General features: G+C 68.3%; 15 protein-coding genes. 8 read left to right on the top strand and 7 right to left on the bottom strand.

What is annotated here, in order from left to right:
• The first annotated feature begins 13 nt into the window (after positions 1 to 13).
• Positions 14 to 1576 (top strand): FAD-dependent monooxygenase, encoded by a 1563-nt coding sequence (locus ACQP1O_RS34995; RefSeq protein WP_433562632.1) that lies wholly within the window; start codon positions 14 to 16, stop codon positions 1574 to 1576.
• Between the two features lie 177 nt (positions 1577 to 1753).
• The gene (locus ACQP1O_RS35000) at positions 1754 to 3139 is read left to right on the top strand and encodes a DUF2252 domain-containing protein (protein ID WP_433562633.1); all 1386 of its coding nucleotides are present in this window, start codon (positions 1754 to 1756) and stop codon (positions 3137 to 3139) included.
• 12 nt (positions 3140 to 3151) lie between these two features.
• Here the strand turns inward: ACQP1O_RS35000 and ACQP1O_RS35005 are convergent, their stop codons facing one another.
• Together ACQP1O_RS35005 and hrpB are read right to left on the bottom strand one after the other, a co-directional pair.
• On the bottom strand, positions 3152 to 4132 hold the full coding sequence (locus ACQP1O_RS35005) for a quinone oxidoreductase family protein (RefSeq protein WP_433562634.1): 981 nt from the start codon (positions 4130 to 4132) through the stop codon (positions 3152 to 3154).
• Between the two features lie 266 nt (positions 4133 to 4398).
• Entirely contained in the window at positions 4399 to 6846 is a 2448-nt protein-coding gene (gene hrpB / locus ACQP1O_RS35010) for an ATP-dependent helicase HrpB (RefSeq protein WP_433562635.1), read from the bottom strand.
• A gap of 159 nt (positions 6847 to 7005) precedes the next feature.
• Here hrpB and ACQP1O_RS35015 point away from each other — a divergent pair, with 159 nt between their 5' ends.
• Positions 7006 to 8544 carry a DUF4185 domain-containing protein gene (locus ACQP1O_RS35015; protein WP_433562636.1) on the top strand — a complete coding sequence of 513 codons (1539 nt, stop codon included), beginning with the start codon at positions 7006 to 7008 and terminating at the stop codon, positions 8542 to 8544.
• 155 nt (positions 8545 to 8699) lie between these two features.
• The gene (locus tag ACQP1O_RS35020; RefSeq protein WP_433562637.1) at positions 8700 to 9905 is read left to right on the top strand and encodes an Ig-like domain-containing protein; all 1206 of its coding nucleotides are present in this window, start codon (positions 8700 to 8702) and stop codon (positions 9903 to 9905) included.
• Positions 9906 to 10432: 527 nt separating this feature from the next.
• On the opposite strand, the gene ACQP1O_RS35025 is transcribed toward ACQP1O_RS35020, so the two are convergent.
• The 3 genes from ACQP1O_RS35025 to ACQP1O_RS35035 form a co-directional block, all read right to left on the bottom strand.
• Positions 10433 to 11068 carry a TetR/AcrR family transcriptional regulator gene (locus ACQP1O_RS35025; RefSeq protein WP_433562638.1) on the bottom strand — a complete coding sequence of 212 codons (636 nt, stop codon included), beginning with the start codon at positions 11066 to 11068 and terminating at the stop codon, positions 10433 to 10435.
• Positions 11069 to 11183: 115 nt separating this feature from the next.
• Complete coding sequence (locus tag ACQP1O_RS35030) at positions 11184 to 12554, bottom strand: cutinase family protein (protein WP_433562639.1); 1371 nt, start codon at positions 12552 to 12554, stop codon at positions 11184 to 11186.
• A 726-nt stretch (positions 12555 to 13280) separates the two neighbouring features.
• The gene (locus tag ACQP1O_RS35035) at positions 13281 to 14015 is read right to left on the bottom strand and encodes a hypothetical protein (protein WP_433562640.1); all 735 of its coding nucleotides are present in this window, start codon (positions 14013 to 14015) and stop codon (positions 13281 to 13283) included.
• Positions 14016 to 14120: 105 nt separating this feature from the next.
• On the opposite strand from ACQP1O_RS35035, the gene ACQP1O_RS35040 reads away from it, so the two are divergent.
• Entirely contained in the window at positions 14121 to 14702 is a 582-nt protein-coding gene (locus tag ACQP1O_RS35040) for a hypothetical protein (RefSeq protein ID WP_433562641.1), read from the top strand.
• Positions 14703 to 14893: 191 nt separating this feature from the next.
• Here the strand turns inward: ACQP1O_RS35040 and ACQP1O_RS35045 are convergent, their stop codons facing one another.
• Positions 14894 to 15457, bottom strand: a complete 564-nt coding sequence (locus ACQP1O_RS35045; RefSeq protein ID WP_433562642.1) for a transposase — start codon at positions 15455 to 15457, stop codon at positions 14894 to 14896.
• Between the two features lie 148 nt (positions 15458 to 15605).
• Entirely contained in the window at positions 15606 to 15968 is a 363-nt protein-coding gene (locus ACQP1O_RS35050; RefSeq protein WP_433562643.1) for a transposase family protein, read from the bottom strand.
• A gap of 341 nt (positions 15969 to 16309) precedes the next feature.
• Between ACQP1O_RS35050 and ACQP1O_RS35055 the strand changes: the two genes are divergently transcribed.
• From ACQP1O_RS35055 to ACQP1O_RS35065, 3 genes are all read left to right on the top strand, one after another.
• Positions 16310 to 17542: a hypothetical protein gene (locus ACQP1O_RS35055; protein ID WP_433562644.1), complete on the top strand. Its 1233-nt coding sequence runs from the start codon at positions 16310 to 16312 to the stop codon at positions 17540 to 17542.
• Positions 17543 to 17626: 84 nt separating this feature from the next.
• On the top strand, positions 17627 to 17944 hold the full coding sequence (locus ACQP1O_RS35060; protein WP_433562645.1) for a hypothetical protein: 318 nt from the start codon (positions 17627 to 17629) through the stop codon (positions 17942 to 17944).
• A 70-nt stretch (positions 17945 to 18014) separates the two neighbouring features.
• The gene (locus ACQP1O_RS35065) at positions 18015 to 18536 is read left to right on the top strand and encodes a YbaB/EbfC family nucleoid-associated protein (RefSeq protein ID WP_433562646.1); all 522 of its coding nucleotides are present in this window, start codon (positions 18015 to 18017) and stop codon (positions 18534 to 18536) included.
• The last annotated feature ends 8 nt before the right edge of the window (positions 18537 to 18544 follow it).

An 18544-nucleotide genomic window follows, 5' to 3' on the forward strand; every position in this document is an offset into this window, starting at 1 on the left:
AGGTTTATTTGCCATGCCCGAAAACACTGTCGACATCGTCATTGCCGGAGCCGGCCCCAACGGCCTGATGCTCGCCTGCGAACTCGCACTCGCCGGCCTCCGCCCGATCGTGCTGGATCGACTACCCGCGCCCAGCCCCGAACCGAAGGCCAACGGCCTGGCCGGGCAGGTGGTCCGGGTCCTCGATATGCGGGGGCTGTACGCCGCGTTCAGCGGCAGTCCGGCCGCACCGGCCCCGGCCCCGCGCTATATCTTCGGCGGCCTGCCCCTGGATCTCACTGCCGTACAACCGAATCCGGTGCACCTCGTCTTCAAGCCGCAGCCGGAGATGGTGGAGATCCTCACCGAGCGCGCCATCGACCTCGGCGTGGACCTGCGCTGGGGACACGAGCTGACCGGTATCGAACCCGCCGGCGACCAGGTCACGGTCACGGTGTCCGCACCCGACGGGCCCTACCCGCTGACGGCCCGTTTCCTGGTCGGGGCGGACGGCGGAAAGAGCCTGGTGCGCAAGCGGATCGGGATCGAATTCCCGGGCATCACCTCCGACGGGCACGTCAGCCGGGTCGGCCATGCCACTCTGCCCGACGAGTTCCGTTCCGGCGACGGCGGCATCGAGATTCCCGGGGTGGGCCGGTTCGGACTCGGCCATCACCGGCTCGAACGCGGCATCTTCATCTACGCCGAACTCGATCCGGGCCGGCCGATCATCGGAACCATGGAATTCCAAGGCGGCGAGCAGTTTTCCGAGAGCGAACCCCTGACGTTCGAGGAACTGCGCGAGAGCGTCGAACGCGTCCTCGGCGCCCCGCTGCCCATCACGCCGCCGCCCGGCCCGGGCCCGCACACGCTGCGCCGCACGATCGGCCAGAACACCCGGGTGGCGCAGCATTATCGGCAGGGCGCCGTCCTCCTGCTCGGCGATGCCGCGCACGTGCATTCGGCAATGGGCGGGCCCGGGCTGAACCTCGGCCTGCAGGACACCGTCAACCTCGGCTGGAAGCTCGCGGCCGAAATCCGGGGCTGGGCTCCCGAGGGCCTGCTCGACACCTACGAGTCCGAACGCCACCCGGTGGCCGAGCGCGTGGTGATGTACTCGCTCTCCCAGGCGGCGCTGGTCTCCCCCGGTCCGGAAATCACCGCTCTCCGAGAGCTTTTCGGCGAACTGTTGCGGCTCCCGGCAGCAGCCGCCCATATTGCCGGGCTGCTGGCAGGCTCGGACATCCGCTACGACGTCGGCGAGGATCATCGGCTGTCCGGCTACTTCTTCCCCGACTGCGCCCTCGAAACAGCCGGCGGCCCAACCCGGATCGCCGAACTCCTGCGCGACGCCCGGCCCCTCCTGCTGACCTTCGACGCCGCCCTCGATCCGGTCGCCGCCGCGGCGGGCTGGACCGACCGCATCACGCCCATCGCCGTCACCGCCACCGATGCCCCTGCCGCGGCGCTGCTGATCCGGCCGGACGGCTACGTGGCCTGGGCGACCGACGACATCACCCCGGCCGCTCAGGAGAGCCTCCGGAACGCCCTGCACCGATGGTTCGGCGCACCCACTGCCGACGTCGCGGCCGGATAGGAGGGTCGCGCGAGCTCGATCAGGCGTCACCGCCGAAGGCCGGGCGGCCAACCTGATCGAGCCCCTCGGCACTGTCTCCGGCGGTGTCCGGAACCGGGGCCCTGCGACCGGCGTGATCGCGCCGGCCGCAGGCCACGGGTCCTGGGAATCCCCGTGCGGTCGAACTAGAGTCCTCCCATGGCGACATCGGAGGCGGAGTCGGCGGCGGGCGGTAACGGGGCATCGGAGGCCGGGCGGGCCGCCCGGAAGCAGGTGCCACGGCGATCGCTCGGTGAGTGGAAGCCCGCGGCGGATCGGGAGGATCCGATGGCGGTGCTGGAGCGTCAGGCCGCGACCCGGGTGCCCGAGCTGGTGGAGATCCGGTACGCGCGCATGGCGGCCGGGCAGTTCCCGTTCTATCGGGGTGCGCCGGCGATCATGGCGGCCGATCTGGCGAGCGGGCCGAACACCGGGCTCACCGTGCAGTTGTGCGGGGACGCGCACCTGTCGAACTTCGGGTTGTTCGCCTCGCCGGAACGGTCACTCGTGTTCGACGTCAACGACTTCGACGAGACCCTGCCCGGGCCGTTCGAATGGGATGTGAAGCGGCTGGCGGCAAGCGTGGCGGTGGCGGCGCGGGCCAATGGGTGCGACGACGCCGAGGCGGGTGGGGCGGCCGCCGCGGCGGCGCAGGCCTATCGCGAGGCCATGGTCCGGCTGGCGGGTCTGGGCGAGACCGACGTCTGGTACGAGAAGGTGGACGCCGAACAGGTCGCCGAGCTGCTGCGCCCGCACGACCGCAAGCAGACCGAGAAGGTGATCAGCCGGGCGCGGGCGCGCACCAGCCTGCAGGCGCTGGACAAGCTCACCGAACCCGGGCCCGATGGCGCGCCGCGCATCAAGGCCGAGCCGCCGCTGCTCAGGCCGGTACCGAAAGAGCTGCACTCCGAACTGCTCTCGGTGCTCTCGAACTACCGGGAAACGCTGCCGGAGGAGCGCCGGGTGCTGCTGGATCGGTACGAATTGCGGGATATCGCCCTGAAAGTCGTGGGCGTGGGCAGCGTGGGCACGCGCTGCTTCATCGCGCTGCTGACCGGGCGCAATACCGGCGATCCACTCTTCCTCCAGGTGAAACAGGCCGAGAATTCGGTACTGGCCGCGCACCTGCGGAGCAGCAAGTTCCAGCACCAGGGGCACCGGGTGGTGCACGGGCAGCGGCTCACCCAGTCCGCCGGTGACATCTTCCTGGGCTGGGCGACCGGCCCCGATGGGCTGTTCTACTACTGGCGGCAGCTGCGAGACATGAAGGGCTCCTTGGTCATCGACGAGATGTCGGCGGCACAGCTGCGGCAGTACGCGAGCCTGTGCGGGTACACGCTGGCGCGTGGCCACGCGCGATCGGGAGATCGGGTGGCCATCGCCGCGTATCTCGGCAGCAACGACGTCTTCGACCAGGCCATGGGAGCCTTCGCACTGGCCTACGCCGATCAGACGGCGGCCGATCGCGAATCCCTGCTCGCCGCCATCGAATCCGGTCGCGTCACGGCTGCCGAGAACCTCGCGTCGGAGAAGAACGGGCAATAGGCGTGCCGGGCGCTACTCCGGGTTGACGGCGATCACCAGCTTGCCGGTCGAGGAGCGGCCCGCCATCAGCCGGTGCGCGTCCGCCGCCTCGGCGAGCGGGAACTCGGCGGTGATGGGCAGCCGCACCTTGCCGGATGTGGCCAATTCGAAGGCGTGCGAGGCGATCTCGTGCAGAACGTCCGGAGCCTCGACGCTCAGGCCGAGAATGGAGAACCCGGCCACCGAGCGGCCCTGCGGGTAGAGATCGGGCGCGCCGACCTGCCACGGACCCGCACCGCCCGCATTGCCGAAGGAGACCAGGCGGCCGAAGCGGGCCAGGGAATCCAGTGTGCGGCACAGGGTTTCACCGCCGATGGACTCCAGCGCGAGGTCCACGCCGCGACCGCCGGTGGCGGCGGCCACCTCCGCATCGAAGGATTCGTTCAGAAACGCTGCGTCATAACCGTATTCGCGGGCGTACTCGGCCTTGGCGGGGCTGGACACCACGCCGTACACCGCGCCCGCGCCGGCGAGCTTGGCGATCTGCGCGACCACCGTGCCCACGCCGCCCGCCGCGGCCTGCACCAGCATGGTCTCCCCGGGCTGCAGGCGGCCGACGGTGTGCACCAGGGCGTAGGCGGTCGGCAGCACGGTGGGAAGCGTTGCGGCGGTGCGCAGATCGACACCCTCCGGCACCGGGAACACCGTCGCGGCCGAGACGACCGCGACATCGGCGTACGCGCCGCCGTCGGTGATGGCGGCCACCGGCCGGCCGACGCTCAAACCCTCGACCCCCTCGCCCACGGCCCGCACCCGCCCGGACAATTCCAGGCCCGGCACGAACGGCAGCCCCGGCACCCGATAACCCACGGCCCGCGCCTGCAGATCGGCGAAATTCACTCCGACATAGGCCACGTCGATGGATACCTGCCCGGCCCCCGGCTCCGGCACCGCGAGCTCCACCGACCGCAGCACCTCCGGTCCGCCGAATTCGTCGAATCGAATCGCACGCATGCCGCCACACTCCCTCTCCGCCTGCTCACCGGGCGGGTCGAACCACATCATCCGAACGCCGGACGCACAGCCTTGCAGCACCCGGGCGTCACCGGCTATTCCGCATGCTGCCCTTCAGGTCTCGCTCCCGCCACCCGATCCGGTGCCACACCGGACCCGGTGCGATCGACCTTCGGCGATCAGAGTGGTGAGCCCTCCTCGGTCCGAGCAATTGGCCCTCGCCCCCAGTCCGGTGAGACACCGTCAATCCGAGCGACGGGCCGTCGTCAGTCGGAGCGATTGGCGTTGCGGGCGGTGCCGCGGTGGGCGGTGACCGTGGTGGGGTCCTCGGGCCAGGAGTGTTTCGGGTAGCGGCCACGCAGGTCGGCGCGGACCTGGGGCCAGCCGGTGCGCCAGAAGGACGGCAGGTCGGCGGTGACGGCCACCGGGCGCTGGGCCGGGGACAGTAGGTGCAGCAGGATCGAGGCACGGCCGTCGGCCAGGCGGGGCGGCTCGGTCCAGCCGAAGATCTCCTGCACCTTGACCGCGAGCACCGGCGGATCCGCGGAGTAGTCGAGGCGGACGCGGGTGCCCGAAGGGACCTCCAGGCGTTCGGGGGCGAGCTCGTCCAGGCGTGCGGCCTCGGGCCACGGAAGCAGGCGGCGCAGGGCCTGACCGGCGTCGGCGCGCTCCAGGTCGGCGCGGCGGCGGGCGGTGGAAAGTTCGGGGGCGAGCCAGGTTTCGGCGTCGGCCAGCAGGGTCGCGTCATCGACGGCGGGCCAGGGCGCGCCGAGGGTGCGGTGCAGGAAGTCCAGGCGCTGCCGCAGGCTGCGGGCATCCTCGTTCCAGCGCAGCAGGTCCAGCCCGGTGGCGCGCAGTCCGCGCAGCAGGGCCGCCGACACCAGGCTCGGATCCGGATCCCTGAGCGGCTGCTCCGACAGCACGATCGCGCCGAGCCGCCGCACCCGGCGGGCCACCAGATCGTCTTCGGCCCAATCGACCTCGTCGGTGGTTTCCAGGAGGTTCGCGGCGGCTTGCCGGGCGAGCTGCTCATCGGCCTTGGCGGCCAATCGGATTCGTCCCTCGGCCTGACCGGGGTCGCGCCCGGCTACCGCGATGGCGAGCCATTCGGCATCGCCCAGCCCGCTGCCCGGCGGCAGGGTCACCGCGGTACCGCCCGCCATCAGATAACCGGCCGAACCGGGAGCCCGGCGGCGGGCCAGCCGTTCCGGATAGGCCAGTGCCGCAACGAGAGCCGGGGCGTCCACGCCGTCGCCCTCGACGAGTTTCGCCAGTCGCTGCGCCTCCCGCTGCCAGCGGGCGGGCCGGTCGCCGCGCAGGGTCCGCAGCGCTGCGGCCAGATCGATGCCGGGAGCGAGGGAATCGTCGTCGAGCAGCGCGACCACCTCGGCGGCCGCCCGCGCCCCCACCTCACGCGCCCCGTCGAGCAGTGCGCGCGCCAGGCGCGGATGCAATCCGACGGCCGCCATGCGCCGTCCCCGATCCGTCACCGCCCCATGGTCATCCACCGCGTCGAGCGCCCGCAGCACCGCCCGCCCCGCCGCCAGGCCGCCCGCCGGCGGGGCGTCCCACCAGGCCAGCGCCTGCCCGTCGACGGTGCCCCAGCACGCCAATTCCAAGGCCAGCCGGGTCAGATCGGCGGTGCGGATCTCCGGTTCCGGATACGCGGGCAGGGTCGCGTGCTCGTATTCCGGCCAGCACCGCCACGCCCACCCCGGGCCTTCGCGGCCCGCGCGTCCGGCCCGCTGCTCGGCCACCGCGGCCGAAACCCGAACGGTCGCAAGCCCGGACAGCCCGCGCCGATGATCGATGCGAGGCACCCGCGCCAGCCCCGAGTCCACCACCGCCCGCACCCCCGGCACGGTCAGACTGGATTCGGCCACCGCCGTGGACAGTACGACCCGCCGCCGCGCGCCCGGCCGCAGCGCCGCGTCCTGGGCCGCGGCGGAGAGCCTGCCGTGCAAGGGCAGCACGTCCACGTCGGGCAGTCCCGACAACAGGTCGGCGGTCCGGCGTATCTCCCCCGCCCCGGGCAGGAAGACCAGTACATCGCCCGCGCTGCCCGCCAACGCCTGGCGGGTCACTCGCGCCACCTGCTGCTCGATCCGCTCCCGGGCGGCCGGCGGCACGTACTCCAGCTCGACCGGATAGGCCCGGCCCCGCACCTCCAGCACCGGCGCGGCGGTCGCGCCCTCCCCGCCCAGCAGCGCCGAAAGCCGGTCCGCCGCAACGGTCGCCGAGGTCGCCAGCACCCGCAGGTCCGGCCGCAGTCCGGCCCGGGCATCCAGCAGCAGGGCCAGCAGCAGATCCGCGTCCAGGTGGCGTTCGTGGCACTCGTCCATGACGACCACGTCGACCCCGGCCAGCTCCGGATCGTTCTGCAGCCGCCGCACCAGCAGCCCGGAGGTCACCACCTCGATCCGAGTCCCGACCCCGACCTTCCGGTCTCCGCGCACCGCATAGCCGACGGTCTCTCCGACCCGCTCGCCCAGCAGCGCCGCCATTCGCGCGGCCGCCGCCCGCGCGGCCAGCCGACGCGGCTCCGCCACGACTACCCGTCCGCCGGTGGTTGCGGCCAGGGCCAGCGGAACCAGCGTCGTCTTGCCGGTTCCGGGTGGCGCGACCAGCACTGCGGTCCCGCACTCGCCCAGGGTGGCCGCGATGCGGTCCAGAGCCGGGCGTACGGGAAGGTCGGGAAGATCAGGCAGCTTCATTACCGCTCAGTCTGCCGCCCCGGCGACGCGCCGCCGCCACCGGCGTGGGCGGCGACGGCCCGGAACGGCCGATACCGTGACCGGTTCGTGTCGCTACGCGCAGCGAGCGCAACCGGACTAGGGTGAGTCAGTTATCTCGGACGAGGAGCCGTACATCACATGGGAATTCGATCCCACCGCTGGTCGAGTCATTCCGGATTCCCTGCGGCGCCCGCACTCTCGGGCGTTGTCGCGCTGGGCGCGATGCTGCTGCCCGCGCCGCCCGCCGGGGCCGCACCACATCCCTGGGCGCCCGCGCCGGTGAACAGCTGCGGCGAGACCGGATTCGATCCGCTGGATCGCCGAGCGGACCCGAATGGCGCCCAGCCGCAGGGCAATCAGACCATCAAGGTCCCGGTGCCGGTGCCCCAGATCGTCACCGTCCAGGTGCCCGGTCCGAAGCCCGACAGCACCCGTGTCGATCCGGTCGCGCTGCCCGCCGATCCCTGCGCCAATCCGTGCCCGGACGTCCGCGACACGGTCCCGGCCCCGGCGAATCAGCCCGGCGGCGGCAGCGCGTCGCTGCCACAGGTCGAGATCACCACCGAGCCCGAACCCATCCCGATCGTGGTGCCGGGCGGCGAACCACCCGAACCCCAGGCGGTGCCCGCCGCGGCAACGCAGCCGCCCGCGCCCGCACCCGTGGCCGCGGCGGTGGCCGCGCCGCAGGTGGATTCGGTCCAGCTGGTCAACCAGGTCACCGGGCAGGGATCGGTCAATCGCACCGATATGCGCTGGTCGGTCGACGGCACCGACCTCGGGCTCATGTGGGAGACCAAGCCCGGCCAGATCGCCGTCATGTTCGGCGACACCTTCGGCAAGGGCTGGAAACCCACCGGCGCCGGCACCGACCAGCAGGACTGGCGCAGCAATGTGCTGGCCTATAGCAGCACTCGCGATCTGTCGCAGGGTCTGGTCCTCGACGACTTCGTGCAGAACAGCCGCTGCCACGCCGCCGAACTGCTCGACAGCCGCAAGATCAAGAACTTCGAGACCACCACCATCCCCACCTCGGGATTCGCCGTCGGCGACCGCCAGTACCTGACCTACATGTCGGTCAACCACTGGTCCAGGATCCCCGGCATGTGGTCGACCAACCTCGGCGGCATCGCCTGGTCCGACGACAATGGCCGCACCTGGACCAAATCGCAGTGGGCCCGCTGGGACAACCTGTTCGGGCTCGGCCGCTTCCAGGTCGCCACCATGGTTCCGCACGGCGACTACGTCTACATGTTCGGCACACCCAACGGCCGCCTCGGCGTCATCGGCCTCGCCCGCGTCCCCGCCGACCGGGTCCTGAACAAGTCCGCCTACCAGTACTGGATCGACGGCACCTGGACCCCCGCCGACGGCCCCAACGAATTGCTCGCCACCCCACTGGTGTCCGGCACCGCCAGCGAACTGTCCATCCACTACGACCCCGAGTCGAACCAGTGGCGAATGGTCTACCTCGACGTCACCCGCAACCAGATCGTCCTCCGCACCGCCGCCGAACCCCAGGGCGCCTGGTCGGATCCGACCCCGCTGCTCAGCACCGACGACTACCCCACCGCCTATGGCGGGTTCATCCACCCCTGGTCCACCGCCAAGGACCTCTACTTCACCATCTCCACCTGGAACAGCTACAACGTCTACCTCATGCACGCGACGCTGAAGTGATACCGACCCGCTGAGCACTCCCGCTCGATTGCCGCCAGGTGTCGGTTGCGCGACGGAACGGTGGAGATCCCGTCCGGCGTCGTGATCTTGTTGGCCGGCGGCGCGATGCTGACACGACCGAGCCGGGTCCGGGCCGAGGTCGAAGGGAGCGCGCATTGGGGTTGCGACGTCGTCAGGTATTGACCGGGATCATGGGGCTGGGCGGCCTGTTCGTCGCCGGCAGCGTGCCGTACCGGGGCAACGGGCTGCTCCCCCGCGCCTTGCGGCCCGCAGCCATCGTGTTGCCGCCCGTGGCCGCCGGGCGCGAGTTGAGTCCGCGCCAACTCGGCCGGGTCGGTGTTCTCAACGGGACCTTGACCTCGGTCTCCTGGATCGACGAAAACGGTCGACCGCTACCGGGCGCGCTGTCCGCGGATCACCGGACCTGGATCAGTTCCGAACCACTCGGCTACGGCCACACCTATACGGCGTCGGTGGTGGCGAACGGCGAGACCGGAGACGTCGACACCACCGCCGTCTTCACCACCGTCCGGCCCGACACGCTGACCAGCGTCTCCTTCCGTACGAACAACCTCCTCGACATCCAGGACGGCGAAACCTACGGCATCGGCCTGGTGCTGGTCGCGCACTTCGACGAGGCCGTCGACCGCGCCGCCGCGGAACGCACGCTCCAGGTCACCACCGAGCCTCACGTGCCGGGCGCGTGGTACTGGCTCGACGACCGCAATGCGCACTGGCGTCCGGAGAACTATCACACGCCCGGCACCCGGATCACGGTGGCGGCGAACCTGTTCGGCACCCGCCTCGGCGGCGGCGTGTACGGCCGGGACGACCAGCGGGTCTCGCTGGTGATCGGCCCATCCCACATCGCCATCGCCGACGACAACACCAAGCACATCGAGGTCTTCGACAACGGCAACCTGGTCCGCTCCATGCCCACGTCCATGGGCCGGGGCGGCACCGCCGTGGTGGGCGGGCGGGTGTTGTCGTTCTGGACCCATCCCGGGGTCTACACCGTGCTCGACAAGAACAGCGTCGTCAGCATGGACTCCTCCAGCTACGGCCTGCCCGTCAACTCGGGCCTCGGCTACCGCGAGAACATCAACAATGCCGTCCGCATCAGCCACGACGGCATCTACCTGCACGAACTCGCCGCGACGGTCTGGGCGCAGGGCAATACCAACGTCTCACACGGCTGCCTCAACCTCAGTCCCGCTGACGCCGCCTGGTTCTTCGACTTCGCCAATCCCGGCGATGTGGTCGAGGTCCGCAATACCGGCGGCGATCCCCTCGGCATCGGGCAGGGCGGGGACTGGACCATCCTCTGGCCGGACTGGCAGCGCGGCAGCGCCCTGGCCTGAGGGCCGTCAGCGGTCTGCGGGCAGGAAGCCGTCGAGCGCCAGCGCGACCGGCGCGGGCTGCTCCAGGGTCTGCGTGTGCGGGGTGCCGGGCGGTTCCCGGCACCCGTCCACCGGGATGCGCCTGCGATCCCTTCATGTTCGCGGGTGGGTCGAGGCGTCGTGCTCGCGGGCGAGGACGAGCACCGGAGAGGTGAAGTTTCACGAACCTCTCCCGCGTCGCCCCGCTGGGCATCGCGCCTCCATTCCGCGTCCCGCTTCAAGGTATGTGCGGACCCACCCCTCGTTGGGCCCGGACCGGCCAAATCTATCGGTGTTCCGATGGCCGGACGGGGATGGAACGCGCCTGCTAGGGGACATTTCGTGCCAAAGTGCATGATTCGATCCGCATGACTCGGCCACGAATGGCGTCCAGATCACATTCGGGGTAGGTCGGTGCGGTCGGTCACGTTGCGGGCCAATCGTTCTCGGTTTCGGCGACTTGTCGATGTAGTTGGTCAGGGTCCGCAGCGCGCCACGCGGCGCCGGCGTCAGCGGACTACCGGCGTCGCGGTCCGGGTTGCGACACCTCGCAGGATGACGTCGAGTACGTCGCGCAGTTCGCCGGCTATCCGTGCCTGGTCGGTCGTGTGGCGGGCCCAGCGGTACACGACACCGAGGTAGGCGTCGCGCAGGAGGTTCCCCAGCAGGACCGGATCCACGCGTGAGTCGATGTCGCCGCGCCGGACGCCGATCTCGATGATCCGCGCGAAAACCTCGGCGGTGCAGGGCTCTTCGGTCAGTGGCCGACCCGTCTTCACCCACGCCGTCAGCATGATCTCGGTGACGCCGCGCTGCGCCTCGCCGACCTGGGCGAGACCGGCCATGCACAGGTGCAGCAGCGCGCCGGTATCGCTCGCCCCGGTCCCGAGTGGCTGCTCGATCCGGTCCAGCAGTGCGCGGCGCCGGTCCTCGGCCCACTCGGTGATGAGGTCTTCCTTGCGCGGAAAGTGATTGAAGAAGGTGCCGCGCGACACGTCCGCGCGTTCCGCGATCTCATCGATTGTCGTTGCGTCGTAGCCTCTTTCGGCGAACAACTCCAGCGCGGACGTGTAGATCCGGGCACGGACCCGCTGCCTGTTGCGCTCCCTGCGGCCGATCACGGGTATATCGGTGGTAGTCGCCATGTTTCGCTCCCCCTCAGGTCCGGCTCCCCACCGGTCCATGGATCACAGATCCTAACCCGCCCCAACGCGGGCAGCCCCGGAACCAGTGGTTCCGGGGCCGGGAGCGGGCGTCCCGTCAAGCCTCCAGGGAGCCCAGGAAGTCCAGGAGCAGCTGTACGTCGTCGCCGTAGTCGACGTGCGCCTTCGAGGCGTAGAAGGTGGCCATGTCGACGCCTTGGCGGCTCAGTTCCAGCAGATCGTTGATGCTGTCGATACCGCCGATGCCGAGCAGGGTCTGCGCGGAGACGCGGAGATCACCCCGGACGGCATTGGTGAGGGGGCCGAGAACGGAGCCGGCCAGATCGAGTCCGGCCGGGGCGAGGGTCGCCACTTCGGCAGCGGCGGCGGTCGCGTCGTTGCGGGTGAGGGATTCGACTGCACGCCAGAGGGTTTCCTGCATGCGGCCGACATTCCCCGCGATGCGCAGGATGTCGATCTGGGTCAGGGCATCGGCGATCACGCTGGCGGCGGCGGTCCAGCCCGACGGGTCGATGGCAGCGGCCGCCCGGATTACCGAGCCGATGAGCGGCAGGTCCACGCCCGCGGCCGCCTGGACCATCGGAGCCAGGGCCACATTGAGGTTGCTCGCGATCTCGTGCGCACCGGTGATGTCGCCCGCCTGGATCAGATCGGGCAAGTTGGTGAGGCTTTGGAGAATGGCGGGCAGGTTCGCCGCGGTCGCCGCCCAGCCGGCGCCGACCTTCACGGCCTGCGCGAGGAGTGTGCTGGGATCCGTCCCCGCCGGAATCAGGGATGCGATCATCGCGGAGTCACCGCTGAGCACCCGGCCGAGCGCCGAGAGGAACGGGGACGTGGCGGCATTGAGCGAGCAGTACAGATCGCCTTCGACGCACAGGGTGCGCACCCGATCGGTCAGCGCACCGAAATCCTGACTCCGCGTCCCGGCGATGCCGTGACCGGGTTGCGGGTCGCCCAGCGAGAGAGTGGTTCTCGGATCGCGATGCGGATCGGCCAGCAGCCCCACGCCGACCACCCGATCGGCGCTGATCGGCCCCTCCCCATTGCCGATCGCGGTCGCGAAATCGCCGATCCCGTCCGCACCCTGGCTGTACCCGGCAAGGAAGACTCGCGTCGAATCGCACAGGCTGCTCGCCATCTGATACAACCGGGATTCGAGGGTGCTGAGGGATTGCGCATAGCTCAACCCCTGATCGAACGCGCTCGCCGCATACGGGGCGTAGAGCACGGTGATGTCACTGCCGTACTGCCGTTGCAGCCCATCGCCGATCGGCCGGAGCATGCCGACCGGCACCATCGGATCCGCATCGAAGCGCGTCTCCCAGGTCCCCGGCGCGAGAATCGCCGTGTACGGGGTGCAGGGCAGTGCGCCGTGCGTCTCCGCCTGCGCATCGCCGACCACCGTGGTCCCGACCGTGACGCCCGCGGCAACCAAGATCGCCGCGCACGATGTCGCCAGCCTGCTCATTGTCCAATTCCTCTGGTGCCGATGGGGTTTCGGGCGATGCGGTGGCGGGTGCACGTTCCGCTGCGCAGTCATAGACAATTTTCGCCACTGACGGTCGGTTTCGCAGGCTTTTCAGACACATAATCGTTTCAGATTTACAACCCACAGTTGTGGATCACCACCCACGGAGACGAACAGCGAAAAGGCCCCGGAGAGAATCTCTCCGGGGCCCGTCATTTGTAGCGGGGACAGGATTTGAACCTGCGACCTCTGGGTTATGAGCCAACGGGAAACAGTCCCGAACGCACCGCCGCGTACCACTACGTCCTGTCTGCGCAGGTCAGCGACCTATCAATCGTCCGTGACATCCGCCTAGTCCCACGCCGTCCGCTGGGTCCCGCCCTGTCCTGATGCCAAATCTGATGCCAAATCCCCGCCGGTGACCAGCGATTTTCCCCGTCTGGGTTTGTCGGCCGACCACTGCCGATTCAACGGGTGGTCGGCAGACATAGCTTCTTCGGCATGGCCATTCCGGGGCCAATGTGCCGATGTGACCAACGGGCTAGGGATTGCATCTGTTCGGCGCTAGGTGGCCCACCTGTGCCGCAGGAATCGGCCATACCCCGCCCCGGTCCAGTTGTCGGATGCGGGTCGTCCTGCCCGCGCCTTCGGTACGACCAGCCGGTCGACGGTCTCTCGTCTCACGAGATCGATGGTGGCCGCTGGAGATCGGTAGCGTCGCGTCCCTCAGTCGTTGCCGTACTCGGGCTCGAACCACTCCTCCAGGTCCTCCGGGTCGACTTCGACAGTGAATCCCTCCTCACCCAGTTCGGTCTCACAGATCAGCTCGAATCTGTCGAGCACGAGATGGCAAGTCGGACAGCTGAAGTAGTCGGCACTGACATCGATCTCGGCAATCGTTCCAACGAAGTGATCGCGGTCGTCAGCACCGTAGTGCGTCACCCGACGATCGACGATCTCGCTACCCTCCAACCTGCCGATGTTCGAGCATGCCGGACAGGTTGCTTCTGTGCTGTAGTCCAGGACTGGTGCCCAGCGCGGCGCTGCCTGCCACTTCGCCTGTTCACTGCCACTCATTCGCCCGTCCCGGAATCGAGCGAGGGACAGCTTCGCGGCCTCGATTCGCGATGTTAGCTGGTGCTCGATGTTCTTTTTGTTCTGCGCCAGGTGGACTTCCACAGTGTTGACGCGTTCCGGCCCGACCAGATCCGAGATATCCGCCCCCTGCGCTGGCAACAGGATGTGCGCCTGCGCCCAAAACCTGGGCCACCACACATGTGCAGGAATGCCGGTGATCCCCAGTGCCGCACCATGAAGGTATTCGTTTCGCCCCGAGGAGATCTTCGATGCCTCTTCCTCGCTGAAGGGGCGGAACACCTTCTGGCATCGCTTGAAGATCGTCGATGCCCGCGCCGTCGTGAAGTGTGCTTCTCCCTCAATCAACCCGGCAGCCTTCAGCACATGCGATCCGTCCTCTGTCGGTTCAGCAACGAGGATGGGTGAGACCTTACAGAGAGCCGCCTTAGCAAGCAGTTCGAGCGCCAGAGGGCGCCGAAGGTAGATCCGATGCGGTGGCGGGAACGCCAGAAGATGCCGGCGTGGATCAGGCACCGCGGTTGGGAGTTCATCGGCACCGGAAGGCTTGAGCTCGTAATCGACGGGCGAGGCTGTGCCTACAACGGGGACCACTATCGGGACGCGAAGACCGTCAAGGTGGAGGACAAGCTCCCCGAAATCTTCCGTTCCTTCGAGATCCATAAGCTCCGCGCCGACTGGCAGGCGCAGGAACGTGAGCGAGAGGAGATCAAACGCCGTCGACGCTGGGAGGCTGCGATGGCGGTCGCGAAAGAGCGATACGCCGAGCACGCTCGGTGGGAGCACTTCAAAGACTGCTCGCGCGAGTGGCAGAAGATCAACGAGCACCGCCGCTTCCTTACCGCAGCCAAGGACGCCCTTGAACGGTACGACGGGGACGACCGTGACGCCATCCTGCAACATCTCGACGAAGCCGAACGAAACCTCGACACGCTGGACCCGATACTGCACCCAACACGTATCGCCCCAAACTTGTCAGAGCCGAAGCCAGAAGACCTCAAGCCATTTCTCCAGGGCTGGAGACCGCAAGGTCCAGACGGCAAGCTCTGGTGAAGCGGTCGCGCGGAAGGGCTGGAGATAGGCGCGAACGAGGTTGGGTTGGCCGCGGTTGCCGCGCGCGGTGATCTCTTCGAACAGGCGGGCCGCGTTGGTGCAGCCCTGGTTCCAGCACCCGCGTCAACGCCACCGCCGGGCACCAGCAGGCTGGGCAACGTGGAGTGGACGACGCGGTAGCTGCCGCGGCATCACCCGTGGTGCTGGTGTAAGTAGGGCTTGAACTCGTCGAGAATGCTGTCGCGGTAGCCGGTGCGGTTGTTGACCAGCAGTTCCTCCGGCGATGTGGCGCGCGCGAACCGGCGGGTCGTGCCGCGCGCCAGCCCGAGCTGAGTGCCGATGCTGCGAATGCTGTTGCCCTGGGCCAACAGTGCCTGGATCTCGGCATAACGTGCGCGGGTGCGGACCGCGACTCGGTCTTGTCGCAGCGGCGGTTCGACCGGACCGCGCTGCAGTCCTGCGGCGACTTCGGCAATATCCGGTCGTTTCGGTGCGTCGTCGAGGTCGGCGACCGCGGCGACCAGACAGTGTCGGTGCCGCGCGACGGTGCGCTCGACGGCGACACCGAGGTTGTTCCAGAGGTGCCAGCGATCTGCGACCTGGATCGCCTGCGGTGCTCCCTTCGCGACGCCGTCGGCGTAGGCGCTGGCACGATCGCGGCAGATGATCTCGATACCGGGGTGGGCTCGCAACCAGGCCGCCAGGGTGTCGCCGGACCGGTCGGTCAGGACGTCGATCGGGCGGCGGGTCTGCATCTCGATCAGGATCGTGCCGTAGCGGTGTCCGCGGCGCAGCGCGAAGTCGTCGACGCCAGCACGCTGGGCGTCACCAGGTCCGGATCGGGCATGGCGCGGATCTGCCGCAGCAGGGTCATGCGACTGACTCTCGCCGCGAGATGCCCGGTCAACCGCGCGCCGGCGCGGCCACCCAGTGCGAGCCCGACCGCGCCCAGCACCCGTTGTAGCAGCAGGTCCGTCGTCCGTATCGAGCGGCCAGCCCTGGCACCTGTTCAGCGAAAGTTGTTCTCGCGCAATCGGAGTTGTCGCAGAACTGTCGGACCCGCAACACGATGATGACTTCGCGGACGGTGATCGACGTGTCGGACAACCGCCGCCGATAGCGGCTGTGAACGCGCCGCGACGGCGTCGAGCAGCACGGACAAACCGCCGATACATCGCGCGTGGCTGCCTCGATGTGCACCGTCGAGCCGACGGCTCGAACCGTACCGATCGCCAACCCGTCGAGGTGCGGAAACAGGCCCCTCATGGCTGGGCGACGACCGATGGACGGACTTCACCACCCCACCCGCGGGCTGGACGCTGAAGTTGACTCCCGGCTGGCCGGACTCCGCGTGCCCCCGACTCCCGAAGGGCGAGTTCCACAGCTGACGCCGAGGCAGCCTTCCGGTCGGCATTGACCGTCCCACCTCGGGAGCTGTTGCGATTACAGCGCGTGCCGAAGGGACTCTCAAACGTGCCTGGCAGTCGGCCACCGAAGCCCGACGGCATTCGACCTTATAGTGGGGCTTGCTACGGCCATCCGGGATACCTGTCTGGGTGAGGTGGAAAGCGGAAACGTGCTGCGACAGGCAGCGAAGGAGCACGAGCGTGGGGAACGATGACCTTACCCGGTCGGCGCGGTTCAACAGCGACATCGGAGCCGAGTCGCCCGTCAGCATCGAAAACGACTCGCCGGATAAAGGTTTCGCCCTCGGCGAGAGCGCTGCTCAACAGACAGAGGAAAGAACCTCGCCTACAGGTGATTTGAGTCAGCAGCTAATCGACGAGCTCGCTGAACTCCTTGCGTCCGATTGGGGGCAGCTTGATGCGGTGTTCGCGATGACCGTCTCCGACGAGGCTGCGCGTATCACGGTCTCCGACGATCGTCGAAGTGCCCGGGTACGGCCGCCAGCGAGGGTGCTTGCGCTGTTGCGTGAATTGCGGCATCGATCGGCGGAGACCGATGATGGGCCGTGGTGGCGTGTGTTGGTGTCGCTGAACGACGTTGGCGATGTTCAGGTCGACTATGACCACGGTGCCGAGCCGTTTCCCGACGATCAGTTGTTTCCACCTCGATCGTATCTAGCCGATCTGCAGGTCTATCCGCGAAAGCGGCTTCCGGTATGGCTCGCAGCGTATGCCGGTCATAACGGGAGCCAAGAGCGCGGCCCCGGCAGCGCCGCCAGGCAGGCGCGGGCGGATCTTGCGGCGGCAGTTCAGGCAACCCCGGTTGAGTCGGGCCTGCCACCGTTTCCATTGGTGTGGGCGCGTTGGGCGGTAGTCTCGGCAGCCTTCGTCGCTGCGAAATCGCCTTGGGGACCGAGGATTACGACCGCACTTGGCTGGTTCGAAGGGGCGTCGCGCAGCGGATCGACGTTGCATCGACTTCCAAGCGATCGTGCGGTGTTGTCGGGAGGACTGTGGAACGCACCTGAGCTGGATGCGGTCTACAACGACGGTGCGCCGATGCCCGCGTTCTACCGGGGTGCACCGGACTGGGTGGCCGACCCCGTGTTGAGTCCTCGTGCGGCCAACGGCTTGTTGTCGTTCTGCTTTTGGTGGGATGGTACGGGCTGGTATCGCGGCGAATCACCGCAAGCCGAGGCGCTGAGTTCAGCGGTGCCCGGTGTCTGGTCGCCGGAGAGTGCCGTGGATGTGGTCGCTCGGATCCTCGAGACGAGTCGGCGGGATTCAATCGCTGAACTGGTTGCCGCGGCCGAGACGGGCACGGTGACACGCGCTCTGTTTGTCAGTTCGATCGATGCCGATGAAGTCGATGTCGATAGTGCGTACTACCAGCTGATGTTGGCCGGGGTCGTTGCACCGGTGCATACAGCCTGATCGCTCCTCTTGGATTCGCCCAGCCTCGCTGCCGTGTATAAGATCGGCGGGAGTTCGTCCGATCATCGAACCGCGGGGGTTGGTATGACAGGCAAGGTGGAAGTCGAAGTTGCCGGATTGCGGTCTACCGCAGGCGGACTCGATGGCGTCGCATCTCGGATTCGCACGATCCTGTCCGAAGTCAGCTCGGCGGCCCAGTCATACGACGGTTGCTGGGGCGACGACGAGTTCGGGCGGCCTTTCGCCGAGGGGGACAAGGGGTATAAAGCCCGCAATCTTGCTCTTCAAAAAGTGTTCGGGCAGCAGGCCGACCGTTTGGGGAAAGACGCCAATGGTCTGCGTGATGGTGCGACAGCCCTCGAGATCGCCGAGGCCAACAACACCGATGGCTTCCGAACCTAAGGGTCGCAAGAATCCGACAGGCACAGTCGCTTCCGGGGCGCTTGAGGGATGGGAACAGGGGCAGTAGGGCATGGCGAACGAGGCAGAGAAGGCACAGCTGGCCGGGCTGAAAGAATTGGTCAAGGGCAGCTTCGCCTCGATCGCTCGGGCCCAGCAGCAGCGAGCGCTGTTGACTGCAACCGCCCAAGCAGCCGGACGGCGCGTCACGATCACCGTGAACGCTGACGGTGTGGTGATCAAGACCGAATTCTCTGATGACATAGACGATCTGACCTATTCCGAGATCGCCGATGCCGTTACCAAAGCAACTCAGGATGCCGCAGCCCAAGTGCAACAGAGGGCTCAGCAGATCATGACGGGCCTCCAAGAGGAACAGGCCCGAATCCCCTCTATGTCCGAGTTCTTCCCGATGATGCCCGACGTGCAGTCCATGATCCCCACGCCGCCCGAGGTGTCCATGGCGCCCCCGGGATCTCCCGAGAGGACAACGGTCGAACCCGATACGGCCGTGCGATTCTCCAAAGTCGAAGAGTACGAGCATGATCCGTCGATCCGGGGGCGGTCCAGCATCGCTGCTCCCGAGTGGGATTGATACGGTCG

Origin of the sequence: Nocardia sp. CA-151230 (assembly GCF_050942175.1) — a bacterium.
Classification (GTDB): Bacteria; Actinomycetota; Actinomycetes; order Mycobacteriales; family Mycobacteriaceae; genus Nocardia.